This window comes from Streptomyces sp. NPDC093149 (genome assembly GCF_044754145.1).
Classification (GTDB): domain Bacteria; phylum Actinomycetota; class Actinomycetes; order Streptomycetales; family Streptomycetaceae; genus Streptomyces.
This window is the reverse complement of sequence record NZ_JBIVON010000006.1, coordinates 152,705-168,615: the sequence shown is the minus strand read 5'-3', so window position 1 is coordinate 168,615 and position 15,911 is coordinate 152,705. Positions and strand designations below refer to the sequence as shown.

At 70.6% G+C, this 15,911-nt stretch carries 13 protein-coding genes, 1 tRNA gene and 1 pseudogene; 4 read left to right on the top strand and 11 right to left on the bottom strand.

The genetic code is table 11. The annotated features are described in order from the left end of the window. Positions 1–88 precede the first annotated feature (88 nt). Positions 89–775, bottom strand: coding sequence for a TetR/AcrR family transcriptional regulator (locus ACIQCZ_RS19940; RefSeq protein WP_402283760.1), 687 nt, complete (start codon positions 773–775; stop codon positions 89–91). Continuing rightward, on the bottom strand, positions 772–1,773 hold the full coding sequence (locus ACIQCZ_RS19935; RefSeq protein WP_402283759.1) for an acyl-CoA desaturase: 1,002 nt from the start codon (positions 1,771–1,773) through the stop codon (positions 772–774). The genes ACIQCZ_RS19940 and ACIQCZ_RS19935 overlap by 4 nt, the downstream gene beginning before the upstream one ends. A gap of 341 nt (positions 1,774–2,114) precedes the next feature. On the opposite strand from ACIQCZ_RS19935, the gene ppc reads away from it, so the two are divergent. After that, the gene (gene ppc / locus ACIQCZ_RS19930) at positions 2,115–4,844 is read left to right on the top strand and encodes a phosphoenolpyruvate carboxylase (protein WP_402283758.1); all 2,730 of its coding nucleotides are present in this window, start codon (positions 2,115–2,117) and stop codon (positions 4,842–4,844) included. A gap of 27 nt (positions 4,845–4,871) precedes the next feature. On the opposite strand, the gene ACIQCZ_RS19925 is transcribed toward ppc, so the two are convergent. The 7 genes from ACIQCZ_RS19925 to ACIQCZ_RS19895 form a co-directional block, all read right to left on the bottom strand. Further along, positions 4,872–5,342, bottom strand: coding sequence for a hypothetical protein (locus ACIQCZ_RS19925; RefSeq protein ID WP_402283757.1), 471 nt, complete (start codon positions 5,340–5,342; stop codon positions 4,872–4,874). Positions 5,343–5,465: 123 nt separating this feature from the next. Beyond that, a complete protein-coding gene (gene pth / locus ACIQCZ_RS19920) occupies positions 5,466–6,059 on the bottom strand; it encodes an aminoacyl-tRNA hydrolase (protein ID WP_351076588.1) in 594 nt (197 codons plus the stop codon). A 322-nt stretch (positions 6,060–6,381) separates the two neighbouring features. Then, positions 6,382–6,969, bottom strand: a complete 588-nt coding sequence (locus tag ACIQCZ_RS19915) for a 50S ribosomal protein L25/general stress protein Ctc (RefSeq protein WP_402283755.1) — start codon at positions 6,967–6,969, stop codon at positions 6,382–6,384. A gap of 182 nt (positions 6,970–7,151) precedes the next feature. Further along, a complete protein-coding gene (locus tag ACIQCZ_RS19910) occupies positions 7,152–8,126 on the bottom strand; it encodes a ribose-phosphate diphosphokinase (RefSeq protein WP_030926792.1) in 975 nt (324 codons plus the stop codon). A 120-nt stretch (positions 8,127–8,246) separates the two neighbouring features. Next, positions 8,247–9,695, bottom strand: coding sequence for a bifunctional UDP-N-acetylglucosamine diphosphorylase/glucosamine-1-phosphate N-acetyltransferase GlmU (glmU, locus tag ACIQCZ_RS19905; RefSeq protein WP_401842291.1), 1,449 nt, complete (start codon positions 9,693–9,695; stop codon positions 8,247–8,249). A 109-nt stretch (positions 9,696–9,804) separates the two neighbouring features. Further along, a tRNA-Gln gene (locus ACIQCZ_RS19900) sits at positions 9,805–9,875 on the bottom strand. Between the two features lie 6 nt (positions 9,876–9,881). Continuing rightward, positions 9,882–10,757, bottom strand: a complete 876-nt coding sequence (locus ACIQCZ_RS19895) for a hypothetical protein (protein WP_402283753.1) — start codon at positions 10,755–10,757, stop codon at positions 9,882–9,884. A gap of 155 nt (positions 10,758–10,912) precedes the next feature. Between ACIQCZ_RS19895 and ACIQCZ_RS19890 the strand changes: the two genes are divergently transcribed. Further along, entirely contained in the window at positions 10,913–12,226 is a 1,314-nt protein-coding gene (locus tag ACIQCZ_RS19890; RefSeq protein ID WP_402283751.1) for a histidine kinase, read from the top strand. A gap of 38 nt (positions 12,227–12,264) precedes the next feature. Here the strand turns inward: ACIQCZ_RS19890 and ACIQCZ_RS19885 are convergent, their stop codons facing one another. Continuing rightward, the gene (locus ACIQCZ_RS19885; protein WP_402283749.1) at positions 12,265–12,798 is read right to left on the bottom strand and encodes an SUKH-3 domain-containing protein; all 534 of its coding nucleotides are present in this window, start codon (positions 12,796–12,798) and stop codon (positions 12,265–12,267) included. Between the two features lie 10 nt (positions 12,799–12,808). Then, complete coding sequence (locus ACIQCZ_RS19880; protein WP_402283747.1) at positions 12,809–13,333, bottom strand: YwqJ-related putative deaminase; 525 nt, start codon at positions 13,331–13,333, stop codon at positions 12,809–12,811. Between the two features lie 290 nt (positions 13,334–13,623). Between ACIQCZ_RS19880 and ACIQCZ_RS19875 the strand changes: the two genes are divergently transcribed. Further along, positions 13,624–14,601 (top strand): SMI1/KNR4 family protein, encoded by a 978-nt coding sequence (locus ACIQCZ_RS19875; RefSeq protein ID WP_402283745.1) that lies wholly within the window; start codon positions 13,624–13,626, stop codon positions 14,599–14,601. Positions 14,602–14,606: 5 nt separating this feature from the next. Continuing rightward, a pseudogene (locus ACIQCZ_RS19870) lies at positions 14,607–15,911 on the top strand (hypothetical protein); the annotation flags it as partial.

Here is a 15,911-nt window from a genome sequence, read left to right as displayed (position 1 = left end):
TCCCATGGAGGGGATTCTTGGTCCTACCGACCACAGTAGAGGTCGTCTTCCCGTGACGTCATCACAATGAGTGACCCACCGGACTCGCTCAGCTCTTGCGGTGTCCTATCAGCCGCGGCTTCGACTCCAGGTTCTCCAGGCCGTGCCAGGCCAGGTTCACCAGATGGGCCGCGACCTCCGACTTCTTCGGCTTGCGGGCGTTGACCCACCACTGACCGGTCAGGGCGACCATGCCGACCAGTGCCTGGGCGTAGAGCGGGGCCAGCTTCGGGTCGAAGCCGCGGGCCTTGAACTCCAGCCCCAGGATGTCCTCCACCTGGGTGGCGATGTCGCTGATCAGGGAGGCGAAAGTGCCCGTCGACTGGGCGACGGGGGAGTCGCGGACCAGGATGCGGAAGCCGTCCGTGTACGTCTCGATGTAGTCGAGCAGGGCGAACGCGGCCTGCTCCAGCAGCTCGCGGGGATGGCCCGCCGTCAGGGCGCCGGTGACCATGTCGAGGAGCTGGCGCATCTCGCGGTCGACCACGACGGCGTACAGACCCTCCTTGCCGCCGAAGTGCTCGTAGACGACCGGCTTGGAGACACCGGCGCGGGACGCGATCTCCTCGACCGAGGTGCCCTCGAAGCCCTTGTCGGCGAAGAGGGTGCGGCCGATGTCCAGCAGTTGCTCGCGGCGTTCCTTGCCGGTCATCCGCACCCGGCGGGTGCGCCGGGCGGAGGAGGGACGGTTTTTCTCGCTGCTGGTACTGGAGTCGGTCGCCACATCGTCAATCATGCCGCGTCGGCGCGTGCGGGGTCGCGCCGGGCATCGATACGGCGGGACGCGATCCGGGCGGAGTCGGGCCAGCGCGCGTCCCAGGCCCAGCCCAGCTTCTCGAACCAGCGGATCAACCGGGCGCTCGAATCGATCTGCCCCCTCATCACCCCGTGCCGCGCGCTCGTCGGATCCGCGTGGTGCAGGTTGTGCCAGGACTCGCCGCAGGACAGGACCGCGAGCCACCACACGTTGCCGGACCGGTCACGGGACTTGAAGGGGCGCTTGCCGACCGCGTGGCAGATGGAATTGATCGACCAGGTGACGTGGTGCAGCAGCGCCACCCGGACGAGAGAGCCCCAGAAGAACGCCGTCGCCGCGCCCCACCACGACATCGTCACCAGACCGCCGACCAGCGGCGGGAGCGCCAGCGACACGATCGTGAAAGTGAGGAAGTGACGGGAGACGGCGCGGATCGCCGGGTCCTTGATCAGATCGGGCGCGTACTTCTGCTGCGGGGTCTGCTCCTCGTCGAACATCCAGCCGATGTGGGCCCACCACAGACCCTTCAGCAGGGCGGGGAGCGTCTCGCCGAAACGCCACGGCGAATGCGGGTCGCCCTCCGCGTCGGAGAAGCGGTGGTGCTTGCGGTGGTCGGCCACCCAGCGCACCACCGGCCCCTCCACGGCCAGCGAACCCGCGACGGCGAGCGCGATCCGCAGCGGACGTTTGGCCTTGAAGGAGCCATGGGTGAAGTAGCGGTGGAAGCCGATCGTGATGCCGTGGCAGCCGATGAAGTACATCGCCACGAGCAGACCCAGGTCGAGCCAGCTCACGCCCCGGCCCCAGGCCAGCGGCACCGCGGCGACCAGCGCCACGAACGGCACCACGATGAACAGCAGAAGGGCGATCTGCTCGATCGACCGTTTGTTGTCCCCGCCGAGCGTCGCGGAGGGAAGGGGCTGACCGTCGGCCGCCGATGGCTGGGCGTCGTCGATCACGGAGGGGCTGGTGTTCATGGGGAGTCCCCTGGGGATGAGGAGTACGACGGACAGCTCCGGCTACGCATCCGTAACCTACGGCTACGTAAGTATGGCAGCGCGGAGGCCCGTGGCACGAGAGCGCGACGGACCGCCCGCCGAAGGGAAACCCGAACGGGGCGCGAGCGCCACCGATGGCGTGGACACCTATCCTGGTGGGGTCGGACAGCGCGGTCCGCACTCTGCTTTCCCGGGGTGGCGTCAGCACCGCTGCCGACCGCGGCCTGGGAGACACCCGTGCCCGCCCGTCTCCCACCACCACCCTTGTTGGGATTCGCTTAGCGACACACCTCCTCATTCACTGCAAGGAGCCGCACACTGTGAGCAGTGCCGACCAGACCCCCGCCGCCAGCCCCGAGCTGCGCGCCGACATCCGCCGCCTCGGCGACCTGCTGGGCGAGACCCTCGTACGTCAGGAAGGGCAGGAACTCCTCGACCTCGTCGAGCGGGTCCGCGCCCTGACCCGCACCGACGGCGAGGCCGCGGCCGAACTCCTCGGCGACACCGACCTGGAGACCGCCGCACGGCTCGTGCGCGCCTTCTCCACCTACTTCCATCTCGCCAACGTCACCGAGCAGGTCCACCGGGCCCACGAGATGCGTGACCGCCGCGCCGCCGAGGGCGGTCTCCTCGCGCGCACCGCCGACCGGCTGAAGGACGCGGACCCGGAGCACCTTCGCGAGACCGTCAAGAACCTCAACGTACGGCCCGTCTTCACCGCGCACCCGACCGAGGCCGCGCGCCGCTCCGTGCTGAACAAGCTCCGCCGTATCGCCGAGCTGCTGGAGACGCCCGTCATCGACGCCGACCGGCGCCGCCAGGATCTGCGGCTCGCCGAGAACATCGACCTCATCTGGCAGACCGACGAGCTGCGCGTGGTCCGGCCCGAACCCGCCGACGAGGCCCGCAACGCCATCTACTACCTCGACGAACTGCACGCCAACGCCGTCGGGGACGTCCTGGAGGACCTGGCGGCCGAACTGGAACGGGTCGGCGTCGAGCTGCCCGCGGGCACCCGGCCCCTCACCTTCGGCACCTGGATCGGCGGCGACCGCGACGGCAACCCCAACGTGACGCCCGCCGTCACCCGGGAAGTGCTGATCCTCCAGCACGAACACGGCATCACCGACGCGTTGGAGCTCGTCGACCACCTGCGCGGCCAGCTCTCCAACTCCATCCGCTACACCGGCGCCACCGACGAGCTGCTGACCTCGCTCCAGGCAGACCTCGAACGCCTCCCCGAGATCAGCCCGCGCTACAAGCGGCTGAACGCCGAGGAACCGTACCGCCTCAAGGCCACCTGCATCCGGCAGAAGCTCGTCAACACCCGCGAGCGCCTGGCCGGCGGCACCCCGCACCGCCCCGGCTGCGACTACCTCGGCACCGCCGAACTCCTCGCCGACCTGGAACTCATCCAGACCTCGCTGCGCGAGCACCGCGGCGGACTGTTCGCCGACGGGCGGATGGACCGCACGATCCGCACGCTCGCCGCGTTCGGCCTGCAGCTCGCCACCATGGACGTGCGCGAGCACGCGGACGCCCACCACCACGCCCTCGGCCAGCTCTTCGACCGGCTCGGCGAGGAATCCTGGCGCTACGCCGACATGCCGCGCGACTACCGGCAGAAGCTGCTCGCCAAGGAGCTGCGCTCACGCCGCCCGCTCGCCCCGACCCCGGCCCCGCTGGACCCCGCGGGCGAGAAGACCCTCGGCGTCTTCCACACCGTCAAGGAAGCCTTCGAGCGATTCGGCCCCGAAGTCATCGAGTCGTACATCATCTCGATGTGCCAGGGCGCCGACGACGTCTTCGCGGCCGCCGTCCTGGCCCGCGAGGCCGGACTGATCGACCTGCACGCCGGCTGGGCCAAGATCGGCATCGTGCCGCTGCTGGAGACCACCGACGAGCTGCGCGCCGCCGACGTCATCCTCGACGAGATGCTCGCCGACCCGTCGTACCGCCGACTCGTCTCACTGCGCGGCGATGTCCAGGAGGTCATGCTCGGGTACTCCGACTCCTCCAAGTTCGGCGGCATCACCACCTCCCAGTGGGAGATCCACCGCGCCCAGCGCCGACTGCGCGACGTCGCGCACCGCTACGGCGTACGACTGCGGCTCTTCCACGGCCGCGGCGGCACCGTCGGCCGCGGCGGCGGCCCCTCGCACGACGCGATCCTCGCGCAGCCCTGGGGCACCCTCGAAGGCGAGATCAAGGTGACCGAACAGGGCGAGGTCATCTCCGACAAGTACCTCATCCCGGCGCTCGCCCGCGAGAACCTGGAACTGACCGTCGCGGCCACCCTCCAGGCCTCCGCGCTGCACACCGCGCCCCGGCAGTCCGACGAGGCCCTCGCCCGCTGGGACGCGGCCATGGACACCGTCTCCGACGCCGCGCACGCCGCGTACCGCCGACTGGTCGAGGACCCGGACCTGCCGGCCTACTTCTTCGCCTCCACCCCGGTCGACCAGCTCGCCGAGCTGCACCTCGGGTCCCGCCCGTCGCGGCGCCCGGACTCCGGCGCAGGCCTGGACGGGCTGCGGGCCATCCCATGGGTCTTCGGCTGGACCCAGTCGCGGCAGATCGTGCCCGGCTGGTACGGCGTCGGCTCCGGACTCAAGGCACTGCGCGAGGCCGGACTGGACACCGTGCTGGACGAGATGCACGAGCAGTGGCACTTCTTCCGGAACTTCATCTCCAACGTCGAGATGACGCTCGCCAAGACCGATCTGCGGATCGCCCGCCACTACGTCGACACGCTCGTCCCGGACGGGCTGAAGCACGTCTTCGCCGACATCGAGGCCGAGCACGCGCTCACGGTCCAGGAAGTACTGAGGGTCACCGGCGGCTCCGAACTGCTCAGCACCAGCCCGGTGCTCCAGCAGACCTTCGCCATCCGGGACGCCTACCTGGACCCGATCTCCTACCTCCAGGTCTCACTGCTGGCCCGTCAGCGCGAGGCGGCGGCACGCGGCGAGGAAGCGGACCCGCTGCTCGCCAGGGCCCTGCTGCTCACCGTGAACGGTGTCGCCGCGGGGCTGCGCAACACCGGCTGACCCGCCGGGGCGCGGGTGCGGCCCTGCTCACAGGGCGAAGAACGTCGCCACCAGCAGGGCCGCGCCCGCGATCCCCGTGCCCCACGCGGTCCGGGCCATCCGCAGACCGCCACCGATGACCAGGGCGGCCAGCACCAGCGCACCGCCCAGCGGCACCCAGGCGTGCAGGAAACCGGGGGTCCCGGTACGTACGACATCGTCCGTACCCGGCTTCACGACGACCGGGAAACGATCGCCCCTGCGTACCGCGACGGACTTGTCGATCGTCACCCGGGAACGCGCGGCGGCCTGTCCGGACGGGGCGAACGGCCCGGTGCAGACATCGGCGCCACAGCCCGTGACGGTCATCGTGCCGTGCTCACGGCCCTTGGCCAGAACGATGTGGTGCGCCGAACCCCACGAGGAGTACACGCCCGCGGCGAGCAGCAGCAGGACGACACAGCCCAGGGCGGCGTTGCGGGCGAGGGCCAGGGCGCGGTGGGAGGAGCTCCGCTTCATGGGGAGCGATCCTTGGGCAGAGCGGCGCGCCCGGTCAACTCGTGGCCGAAAATCGCCGGGGTACCGGCGGGAATGTCAGCAGTTGTACGAGCCGGGCCCCGCCGGGGTCGCGCGCCGCGGGTATCAGGAGTTGTACGCGCTCTGCGCGCGCTCCAGACCCTCCGCGAGCAGGCACTCCACCGAGTCCGCGGCCCGGTCCACGAAGTAGCCGAGCTCCTTGCGCTCGGTGGACGAGAAGTCCTTCAGCACGAAGTCGGCGACCTGCATCCGGCCCGGCGGCCGGCCGATCCCGAACCGGATCCGGTGGTAGTCGGCACCCATCGCCTTGGTCATCGACTTGAGCCCGTTGTGCCCGTTGTCCCCGCCGCCCAGCTTCAGCCGGAGCGTCCCGTAGTCGATGTCCAGCTCGTCATGGATCGCCACGACATGATCGGTCGGCACCTTGTAGAAGTCGCGCAGCGCCGTGACGGGACCGCCGGAGAGGTTCATGTACGACATCGGCTTGGCCAGGATCACCCGGCGGTTCTCCGGCCCCGGCGGGCCCATACGGCCCTCCACGACCTGTGCCTGGGCCTTCTGGGCCCGCTTGAACTTCCCGCCGATCCGCTCGGCGAGAAGGTCGGCGACCATGAAACCGACATTGTGCCGGTTCGCCGCGTACTCGGGACCGGGGTTGCCGAGGCCCACGATGAGCCAGGGTTCGGTGGCGTCGGACATCTGCGCTCGGTCTCCTTCGCGTACGGGTTTCCGGATGGCCGGGTCACCGGGAAACAGGGAAACGGGGCGGCGGGCCCCGCGAGGGGGAACCGCCGCCCCGTCAGTGAAGCAGAGCGGACGAGGCTCAGAGCCTGTCGGGTGACCTCTGACCGGGCGGCCACGCCCTGGCACGCACGCTTCCCGCGTTGCCGAAATGCCCTGGTAGCTCCTTCCCCAAGCTCTCAAGGAGCAGGGGAGACCCCATCCGAGGACCTTCCGGCGCCTTGGAATCGCACGCACCAGACCGCGTCCGCTGTCCGATCGAAGGTCACCCGACAGGCTCTCAGGCCTCGGCGCCCTCGCCCTCGGCGGCCTCGGCGGCCGGCTCCTCGGCCTGCGCGGCGACGACCTGCAGGACGATGGCCTCCTCGTCACCGGCCAGCACGGCACCCTTGGGCAGCGTGATGTCCTTGGCGAGGACGGACGCACCGGCGTCCAGGCCCGCGACGGAGACCGTGACGGACTCGGGGATGTGGGTGGCCTCGGCCTCGACGAGCAGGGTGTTCTGCACGTACTCCAGGAGGTTGCCGCCCGGGGCCAGGTCGCCCTCGACGTGCACGGCGATCTCGACGTTGACCTTCTCGCCGCGCTTGACCGTCAGCAGGTCGACGTGCTCGATGTTGCCCTTGAGCGCGTTGCGCTGCACGGCCTTGGGGATGACCAGGGCGTCCTTGCCCTCGATCTCCAGACCGATCAGGACGTTGGCGGTCTTGAGCGCCATCATCAGGTCGTGGCCCGGCAGGTTGATGTGAACCGGCTCGGCACCGTGGCCGTAGACGACCGCGGGAACCAGGTTGGCACGGCGGGTGCGACGGGCGGCGCCCTTGCCGAACTCGGTACGGATCTGGGCGTCGAGCTTGACCTCAGCCATGACTGCACTCCTCGTAGGGTGACGAAACTTGGACGGTCACCCGGCCCACGACAGGCCTGCTACGAAGAGCGCGTCGATAACGGACCGCCGTACACATGAGTACGGCCTCCCTCGCCGAGCAACTCGCTGAGTCTACCCGGCAGGGAGGCCGCACCCAAAGTGGATCTACGGCAGCGCCGTTCCTACTGCTCCTCGAAGAGGCTGGTGACCGAACCGTCCTCGAAGACCTCGCGCACCGCACGGGCGATCGTCGGGGCGATCGAGAGCACCGTGATCTTGTCGAGCTCCAGCTCGCCCGGGGTCGGCAGGGTGTCCGTGAACACGAACTCGCTGACCTTGGAGTTCTTCAGACGGTCCGCGGCAGGACCGGACAGCACACCATGGGTGGCCGTCACTATGACGTCCTCGGCACCGTGCGCGAACAGGGCGTCGGCGGCGGCGCAGATCGTGCCACCGGTGTCGATCATGTCGTCGACCAGGACACAGACCCGGCCCTTGACGTTGCCGACGACCTCGTGGACGGTCACCTGGTTGGCGACGTCCTTGTCACGACGCTTGTGGACGATCGCCAGCGGGGCGTCCAGACGGTCGCACCAGCGGTCGGCGACACGCACACGACCGGCGTCCGGGGAGACGATCGTCAGCTTCGTGCGGTCGACCTTGGCACCGACGTAGTCGGCGAGGATCGGCAGCGCGAAGAGGTGGTCGACCGGGCCGTCGAAGAAACCCTGGATCTGGTCGGTGTGCAGGTCCACGGTGAGGATGCGGTCGGCACCCGCCGTCTTCATCAGATCGGCGACCAGACGGGCCGAGATCGGCTCGCGGCCACGGTGCTTCTTGTCCTGGCGGGCATAGCCGTAGAACGGCACGATCACCGTGATGGAACGGGCCGAAGCGCGCTTCAGCGCGTCCAGCATGATGAGCTGCTCCATGATCCACTTGTTGATCGGAGCGGTGTGGCTCTGGATCAGGAAGCAGTCGGCGCCGCGGGCGGACTCCTGGAAGCGGACGTAGATCTCACCGTTGGCGAAATCGAAGGCCTTCGTCGGCACGAGGCCGACACCCAGTTGGTGCGCAACCTCCTCGGCCAGCTCGGGGTGGGCGCGGCCGGAGAAGAGCATCAGTTTCTTCTCGCCGGTCGTCTTGATCCCGGTCACAGCACAGTCTCCTCAGACGTGTTCCTGGCGCCGCGCGCATGTGTCCCGATGTGCGACGAGCCAGCCGAAATGGGGTGAGCATCTATCACGGTACGCCGTGCTCGACGCACCTGTTTCCGGTCAGCTTTCGCCGTCGCGCTCCGAAGCGGCGGCCTGAGCGGCCTGCGCGGCGGCACTTCCCGGACGCTTGCGGGCCACCCAACCCTCGATATTCCTTTGCTGGCCGCGGGCGACGGCCAGCGAACCGGACGGCACGTCCTTGGTGATCACCGAACCGGCCGCGGTGTACACGCCGTCCCCGACCGTGACAGGCGCCACAAACATATTGTCCGCTCCGGTACGGCAGTGGGAGCCGATCGTGGCGTGGTGCTTGGCCTCGCCGTCGTAGTTCACGAAGACGCTGGCGGCACCGATGTTGGTGTGATCACCGATCGTCGCGTCGCCGACGTAGCTCAGGTGCGGGACCTTGGTGCCCTCGCCGACCGTGGCGTTCTTCATCTCCACGTACGTACCGGCCTTGGCCTTCGGCCCGAGCTTCGTGCCGGGACGCAGATAGGCGTACGGGCCCACCGACGCGCTCTCGCCGATCTCCGCCCGGTCCGCGACCGTGTTGTCCACACGCGCGCCCGCGCCCACGACGGTGTCCGTGAGCCGGGTGTTGGGGCCGACCTCGGCGTCCTCGGCGAGATGCGTGGTGCCGAGCAGCTGGGTGCCCGGGTGCACGATCGCGTCCCGCTCGTACGTGACGGTGGCGTCGATCAGCGTGGACGCGGGGTCCACGACGGTCACACCGGCCAGCATGGCGCGCTCCAGCAGCCGCTGGTTCAGCAGCCGTCGTGCCTCGGCCAGCTGGACCCGGTTGTTGATGCCGAGGATCTCGCGGTGGTCGCCGGCGACCGAGGCGCCGACCCGGTGTCCGGCCTCGCGCAGGATCGACAGCACATCGGTGAGGTACTCCTCGCCCTGGCTGTTGTCGGTGCGGACCTTGCCGAGGGCGTCCGCGAGCAGCCGGCCGTCGAAGGCGAAGACCCCGGAGTTGATCTCCCGGATCGCGCGCTGGACCTCGGTGGCGTCCTTGTGCTCGACGATCTCGGTGACCGCGCCGGTGGCCGGGTCGCGGACGATCCGGCCGTAGCCGGTGGAGTCCGGGACCTCGGCGGTCAGCACGGTGACGGCGTTGGAGTCCGCCGTGTGGGTGGCGGCGAGTGCGGTGAGGGTCTCGCCGGAGAGCAGCGGGGTGTCGCCGCAGACGACGATCACGGTGCCCTCGACGGCCCCGCCGAGCTCGTCGAGACCGACGCGCACGGCGTTCCCGGTGCCCCGCTGCTCGGCCTGGTGGGCGGTCCGCAGCCGGTCGTCGACGGCGGTGAGATGCGCGGTGACCCGCTCGCTCTCGTGGCCGACGACCACGACGAGGTGCTCGGGGTCCAGTTCTCGGGAGGCGGCGACGACATGTCCGACGAGCGAGCGCCCGGAGATCTCGTGCAGGACCTTGGGGGTCTTCGACTTCATGCGGGTGCCCTCACCCGCTGCGAGGACGACGACGGCTGCCGGGCGGTTGGCGCTCACGGGTATGTCCTTCGGCTTCGGGTGGGGGGACATCCGAAGGATACCGGGGGGTCGGTGGGCGGGCATGAGTGCGGGCCCCGACCTCGGAGGTCGGGGCCCGTGATCGGAGCTCCCGGGGAAGGATTCGAACCTCCATGACCAGAACCAAAATCTGGCGTCTTGCCCTTAGACGACCCGGGATGGGCCTTATGTCCGATTTTCTTGATCGGCTCGTTGCGCAGCCCCTACTATGCCGTACCACCAACCCTCGATGCGACGGTACAGCTCGGCTCCTTGCGAGACTCTGACGATCAGGCAGCCTCTGTAGCTGTCACCCGTGTTCTTTCGTACGGTTTTCGGGTTGTGTTTCTTGAGTGTTGCCCTCTGGAAAGTCGAGGCGTCAACACCGATCAGCTCCGCCCAGAAGCGCTCGGCGTCCCGCACGCCGGCCGTCTCGTGGATCGACAGCCGAAAACGCAGACGCCCCGGCTCGATTCCGAGAAGGGAGAGCCAGGCGAGGTAGACCTGGATCACGCCGGCGTCGCTGTTGACGAACGTGACCGTCTCGCGTCGGTCGTAAGGTTTGTCCTTCGTTCCCTCCGCCCAGTAGAGGGCGACCCCGGCGAGGAAGAGCTCGCGGTCCGTCATGGTGCCGACCTCGTCCTTTGCGGCATCCTTCGTCCGCTGCCGCTCGGCGTCCCGCAGGGCCATCTCGTGTTCCCAGCGAAGTCGTGCGGCGAGCCGTGCCTGCTCGGCCGGAGTGCGGGTGCGGACGGGTCTCGGGAGATCCCGCACCCACAGTGAGATCGAGCTCTTCGAGCAGCCCAGCTCCACCTGGATCCGGTCGTACGTCATGCCCTGACGCCTCAGCTCCCGCGCCTTCTCCCGCAGGTCGTCCTTGGCGTTCGGGCGCTTCGTCCACTCCGGGGCGGGCTCGCCCTCCAGGAGGCGGTTGAGGATGTCGTTGTTGTGGACGTGGAGCCGGTCGCGGATCTGTCGGCGGCTGAGACCCTCCCGGCGCAGTGCGACGGCCTGTTCGCGCAGCCCTTCGAAGTCGGAGTACTTGCTCGTGATTTCCGTCATGCGCCGAGCGTCGTCCGGAATGCGGACGTCCGGTGTGAAAGCCTGCTCGAATCACCATTTCAAGCGATACCTGGCTGTTCCGTCTCTGTTCGACAAACGTGCGTGCTGTCCGGGCCACCCGAAAACGAGGTGCGTCCGCCCGTAGGCTGGACGCCATGACCGCAACGGGGGCATACCGGGAAGTCGCGGGTACGACGACCCGCGGCTATTGGTGGTGGGATCGGCGGCGAGGCGTCGCCCTGGACGTGGGGCTCGCGCTCCTGTCGGCGATGGAATGCGCACTCGAAGGGGTGGAGTTCGCCCAGGACACCGGGCTGCCGGTGCCGATCGGCGTGGTGTTCGGGCTGCTCGCGGGGTCCGTGCTGGTGGTGCGGCGGCGCTGGCCGATCGCCGTGGTGCTGGTGTCGGTCGCGACCACGCCCGCTGACATGGGCTTCCTGATGGGCCTGGTCGGCCTCTACACGCTGGCCGCCTCGGAGGTGCCACGGAGAATCACCGCGGTGCTGATGGGGATGTCCTTCGTGGGGACGTTCATCGTCACGTACGTACGGCTGCGGCAGAGCGTGTCCGAGCAGGCCGACTTCGGGCCCGGCGACTGGTACGTGCCGCTGATGTCCCTCTTCATGTCCCTCGGGCTCACCGCGCCGCCCGTGCTGTTCGGCCTCTACATAGGGGCGCGGCGCCGGCTGATGGAGAGCCTGCGGGAGCGGGCGGACTCGTTGGAGCGGGAGCTGTCGCTGCTCGCCGACCGTGCCGAGGAGCGGGCCGAATGGGCGCGTACGGAGGAGCGCACCAGGATCGCCCGTGAGATGCACGACGTGGTCGCCCACCGGGTCAGCCTGATGGTCGTGCATGCCGCCGCGCTCCAGGCCGTCGCGCCGAAGGACCCGGCGAAGGCGGTGCGGAACGCCGCGCTGGTCGGCGACATGGGCCGCCAGGCGCTGACCGAGCTGCGCGAGATGCTGGGGGTGTTGCGGGCGGGGGATCCGGTGACGCCCCGGTCGGCCCAGGTGCCGCTCGCCTCGGTCGGGAAGGCGGCTGCCGCCGCGGCTGCCGCGGCGGCGGAGGACGGGCCCCGGCTGCACGAGGTGGAGACCCTGGTCGGGGAGTCCAGGGCGGCCGGCATGACCGTGGAACTCTCGGTGGACGGCGAGGCACGCCCGTACGCACCCGAGGTGGAGCAGACCGCGTACCGGGTGGTGCAGGAGGCGCTGACGAACGTGCACAAGCACGCGGCGGGCGCGAAGGCGTGGGTGCGGCTCGCGCACCGCGGCTCGGAATTCGCGATGCAGGTGGAGAACGGCCCGTCGGACGCGGCCACGGCAGACGCGGGGCTGCCGAGCGGGGGCAATGGGCTCGTCGGTATGCGGGAGCGGGTGCTGGGGCTCGGCGGTGTCTTCGTCTCCGGCCCGACGGACGCGGGGGGTTTCCGGGTGTCGGCGGTGCTGCCGGACCGGGGGGCGGCCTGAGGGCCGGAAGGTGTCGGCGGGCCGGAGGTTCGGGCCGGTCAGTTCGAGACGAGGCGTTCCGGCTGGATGCCGCCGACCAGGGTGGCCAGTGCCTGGTCGATGTCCGGGCCGAGGTACCAGTCCCCGGTGTGGTCGATGCTGTACACGCGTCCTTCGTTGTCGATGGCGAGGACCGCCTGTCCGTCCCCTTCCTCGCCGAGCGGGCTGACCTCGGTCCCCAGCGCCCGGCCGAGGTCGCCGAGCGTGCGGGCGAGATGCAGTCCGCGCATCGGGTCGATGCGCACCGGGGCCGGTGCGATCTGCCGGCCCGGCGCGGACGCCGTGATGTGCAGTCCGCCGAATTCCGCCCATGCCTCCACGGCGGCGGGGAAGATCGCGTGCTGATGGCCGGCGGGCGACGTGTGCGAGCGCAGCGCGTCGGCCCACTCCTCGGCCTGCCGGATGTCCCAGCGGCCGGGTTGCCAGCCCGCGGCACGCAGGGCGGCGTCGACGGCGACGGGGAAGCGGGTCGAGGAATGGCGGTCGCGGCCCGTGGGGCCCGCCTGTGGGGGTAGGTCGGTTCGGTCGTGCATCGGCGCGCGGTCAGCCCTTCTCGGCGGTGGTCGCCGCCCCGGTGGTCGTGAGGTCGACGGGACGTACGCCGAAATGGGCGAGCATCGCGGCGCAGGAGCGGCACGGTGGTGCGTAGGTGCCGTGCATCGGGTCGCCGTCCTCACGGATGCGCCGTGCGGTGAGTCGCGAGTGCTTCAGGGCGCGGCGGGCCTCGCCGTTGGTCAGCGGTTTGCGCTGGGCCCGCTTGGAACGGCCGGCGTCGGCCGCGGTGAGCTGCCGGGACAGCAGTATCGCCTCGGGGCAGCGGCCGGTGAAGCGTTCGCGCTGGCCGCTGGTGAGGGTGTCGAGGAAGTCCTGGACCAGCGGGTGCAGTACGGGTGGCTGGTCACCCTTGCCGGCGGTGCAGGTGAGTGTCTCGCCGCGTACGGACAGCGCTGCCGCCACCGCGGGCAGGATGCCGTCGCGGCGGTGGTGCAGGCGGGGGGCGCGGCTGGTCCCGGTGCTGCTCCAGCTGAGGCGCGGGTCCCCGGATGTGACTGGTTGTGAAGTGTGCATGGTGCGTTTCCCTCCCGTGCCCGCAGCGGTAGCTGCGCGATGTGCACGCCCCCGAGTTGCGGTGACAGCCTGCCAAATGTCCCGGCTGGTCGGAAAGCTGGGGCGGGGATACACACGTCCGTGTCGTCCTTCGGCGGCAGCGGCGTCGCTCGTCCGTCACGCCGCTGTGACGGTTGGTGACGGCTGGACCGGGGGCGAGACCCGCTCTTGCGCCACCGCATAGGCTGTGCCCGGACCGCCGCTTGGGCAGGTCGGTCCTCACCAGTCGGACGCAGCAGGGGGCAACCGCCATGACGACAGGTCGGCTCGGGCAGCAAGCCGCGCCACCGAACGCGGCCTACGCCGGGCAGCTCGTGCATTTCCCGGACCCGGTCCGGGCGTCGCGCCACCCCGGGGGTGTGCGCATGGACGAGAACGGCAGCCCGGATTTCGCGCCGTACGCGCGCGCCACCGCCGAGATAGCCGAGCCCCCGCAGGGTTTCGGTGTGGACGAACTGCGGCTGACCGACTACGTCTCGGCCAACGCGGCGCTGGCGGCGTCCGGCCATGAACTGTGGGACACGATCCCCGCGGTCGCCACCCCGCACGGCTGGACCTGGCACCACGCGCCCGGTGGTCGTCGCATGGAACTGATCCCGGTCGAGGTCAAGGCGCTGCTCCGGCACCATGGCGGCCTGGCCACCACCGCGGTCGACCAGAACAAGCGCGGCACCCGCCCGTTGCAGGAGACCCGGCCCGCGCACTTCCGGCTGCCCAAGGGCGCCGTCGCGGTGAGCGAGCAGCAGATCCTGGGCGTCGAGGAGGACCTCGGCTACCGGCTGCCCGGCGCCTACCGTTCCTTCCTCAAGGCGGCGGGCGGTTCGGCCCCGGTCGGTGCGGCGCTCGACGCGGAGCTCGGTCTCCTGGTCGACCAGCCGTTCTTCACGGTGCGCGAGGAGGCCGCCGTGAACGATCTGGTGTACGTCAACAAGTGTCTGCGGGACCACCTCACCAAGGACTACCTGGGCGTCGCCTTCGTCCAGGGCGGCATCCTCGCGGTGAAGGTGAAGGGCAACGGTGTCGGCTCGGTCTGGTTCTGCGCGTACGACGACGCCCGGGACCAGGACGGCTGGAACGTGCAGCAGCGGGTGGACCGGCTGCTGCTGCCGTGCGGCGGCGACTTCGATGCCTTCCTGCAGCGTCTGGCGGGCAATCCGCCGGAGCTGGAGACCGTGGCGAACCTGATGGTGGACGGCGGCTTCGCGCGGGCCGTCCCGGTGGAGGGGTGAGCGCGATGGTGACCTTTGCGCAGGCGCAGGAGCGCGCGGACGAGTGGATCAACGGCGATGTGCCCGCGTACCAGCAGCGTGAGGTGCGGGTGCGGGAGTTCGAGCTGGGCTTCGTGGCGTGGGGCGAGGACCGCGCCGAGGGCCCGGTCTCGGACGGCGGCCGGCAGCGGCTCGTGATCGCCCGGGACAGCGGTGAGGCCACTTTGTGGCCGGGGCTGCCGGTGGGCGAGGTGATCCGGCGCTACGAGGAGGAGTACGGCGCGCAGGGTGTGGCACCGGCCGCTCCGGAGCCGCCGCAGCGCATCGATCTGAATCAGACGTCCTTCCTGTTGAGTCCCCCGGAGTGGCTCCAGGAGGCGGCCGACAAGCTGGGCATCCCGGACCACCGGGCGGACCGGGGTGGGGGTGCGCCCGCTCCGGCCGCTCCGTCCCCTTCGGCCACGCAGCCGCCTGTCGCCCCTGCCGCGTACGAGCCCACCGCCAACGACGGGGTTCCGGCGTCCCCGCCGAGCGTGCCCACCGGTGCCACCCCCTGGGCCGGGACCGACACCAACGCGGGCTCCGACGACGGTGCGGTGCCGCTGCCCGCCACGGTGTTCGCGCCGCCGCTCTCGGGCTCCGACGACGACGGGACCCCGCCGCCGGTCGTGCCCGCCGACGCGCCGACCGCTCTGATGTCCGGCGGCAGCCGGCTGCCCAGGACGGCGATCGTTCCCGGCCTGGAACCGCAGGGTGCCGGCGGCTCCGCTCCCGGAGCACCCGCCCCGGGTGCTCCCGGCGCCGGTGACATCGCGGACGCGACCACCAGCAAGGCGGCCGTGCCGCCGCGCGGTCCGCGCGGGGGCGGTTCGACGACCCCGCCACCGCCCGGTGTGCCCGGTGTGCCGGGCGCCCGGCCCGGTGCTCCGGTGCCGCCGCCTTCGGGACCGGGTGCGCCCGGCGCTCCGGCGGGTGGGTATCTGCCGGGCGGGCTCGTCTCCCAGCAAGGTCCGCCCGGTGCGCCGGTGCCTCCTGGTCCTCCGGGGGTTCCTGGTGCGCCGCAGCCCCCCGGCCCGCCTGGTGTCCCCGGTGTTCCTGGTGCGCCGCAGCCTCCTGGTCCGCCCGGTCCGCCGGTGCCTCCTGGTTCGACGTCTCCGCCGTCGGGTGGGGGTGTGCATCATGCTGCGACGATGCTGGCCGATCCGAGCATGGGCGGTCCCGGTGGGCCGCAGCCGCCCGGCCCGCCTGGTGTCCCCGGTGTTCCTGGTGCGCCGCAGCCTCCTGGTCCGCCCGGTCCGCCGGTGCCTCCTGGTTCGACGTCTCCGCCGTCG

Excerpts from the sequence above, each read along its gene's own strand:
- ACIQCZ_RS19885 (WP_402283749.1), bottom strand. The coding sequence starts at position 12,798 with ATGCACGACCGAACCGACCTACCCCCACAGGCGGGCCCCACGGGCCGC.
- ACIQCZ_RS19875 (WP_402283745.1), top strand. The coding sequence starts at position 13,624 with ATGACGACAGGTCGGCTCGGGCAGCAAGCCGCGCCACCGAACGCGGCC.
- pth (WP_351076588.1), bottom strand. The coding sequence starts at position 6,059 with ATGTCCGACGCCACCGAACCCTGGCTCATCGTGGGCCTCGGCAACCCC.
- ACIQCZ_RS19915 (WP_402283755.1), bottom strand. The coding sequence starts at position 6,969 with ATGGCTGAGGTCAAGCTCGACGCCCAGATCCGTACCGAGTTCGGCAAG.
- ACIQCZ_RS19925 (WP_402283757.1), bottom strand. The coding sequence starts at position 5,342 with ATGAAGCGGAGCTCCTCCCACCGCGCCCTGGCCCTCGCCCGCAACGCC.
- ACIQCZ_RS19895 (WP_402283753.1), bottom strand. The coding sequence starts at position 10,757 with ATGACGGAAATCACGAGCAAGTACTCCGACTTCGAAGGGCTGCGCGAA.
- ACIQCZ_RS19940 (WP_402283760.1), bottom strand. The coding sequence starts at position 775 with ATGATTGACGATGTGGCGACCGACTCCAGTACCAGCAGCGAGAAAAAC.
- ACIQCZ_RS19880 (WP_402283747.1), bottom strand. The coding sequence starts at position 13,333 with ATGCACACTTCACAACCAGTCACATCCGGGGACCCGCGCCTCAGCTGG.
- ACIQCZ_RS19890 (WP_402283751.1), top strand. The coding sequence starts at position 10,913 with ATGACCGCAACGGGGGCATACCGGGAAGTCGCGGGTACGACGACCCGC.
- ACIQCZ_RS19935 (WP_402283759.1), bottom strand. The coding sequence starts at position 1,773 with ATGAACACCAGCCCCTCCGTGATCGACGACGCCCAGCCATCGGCGGCC.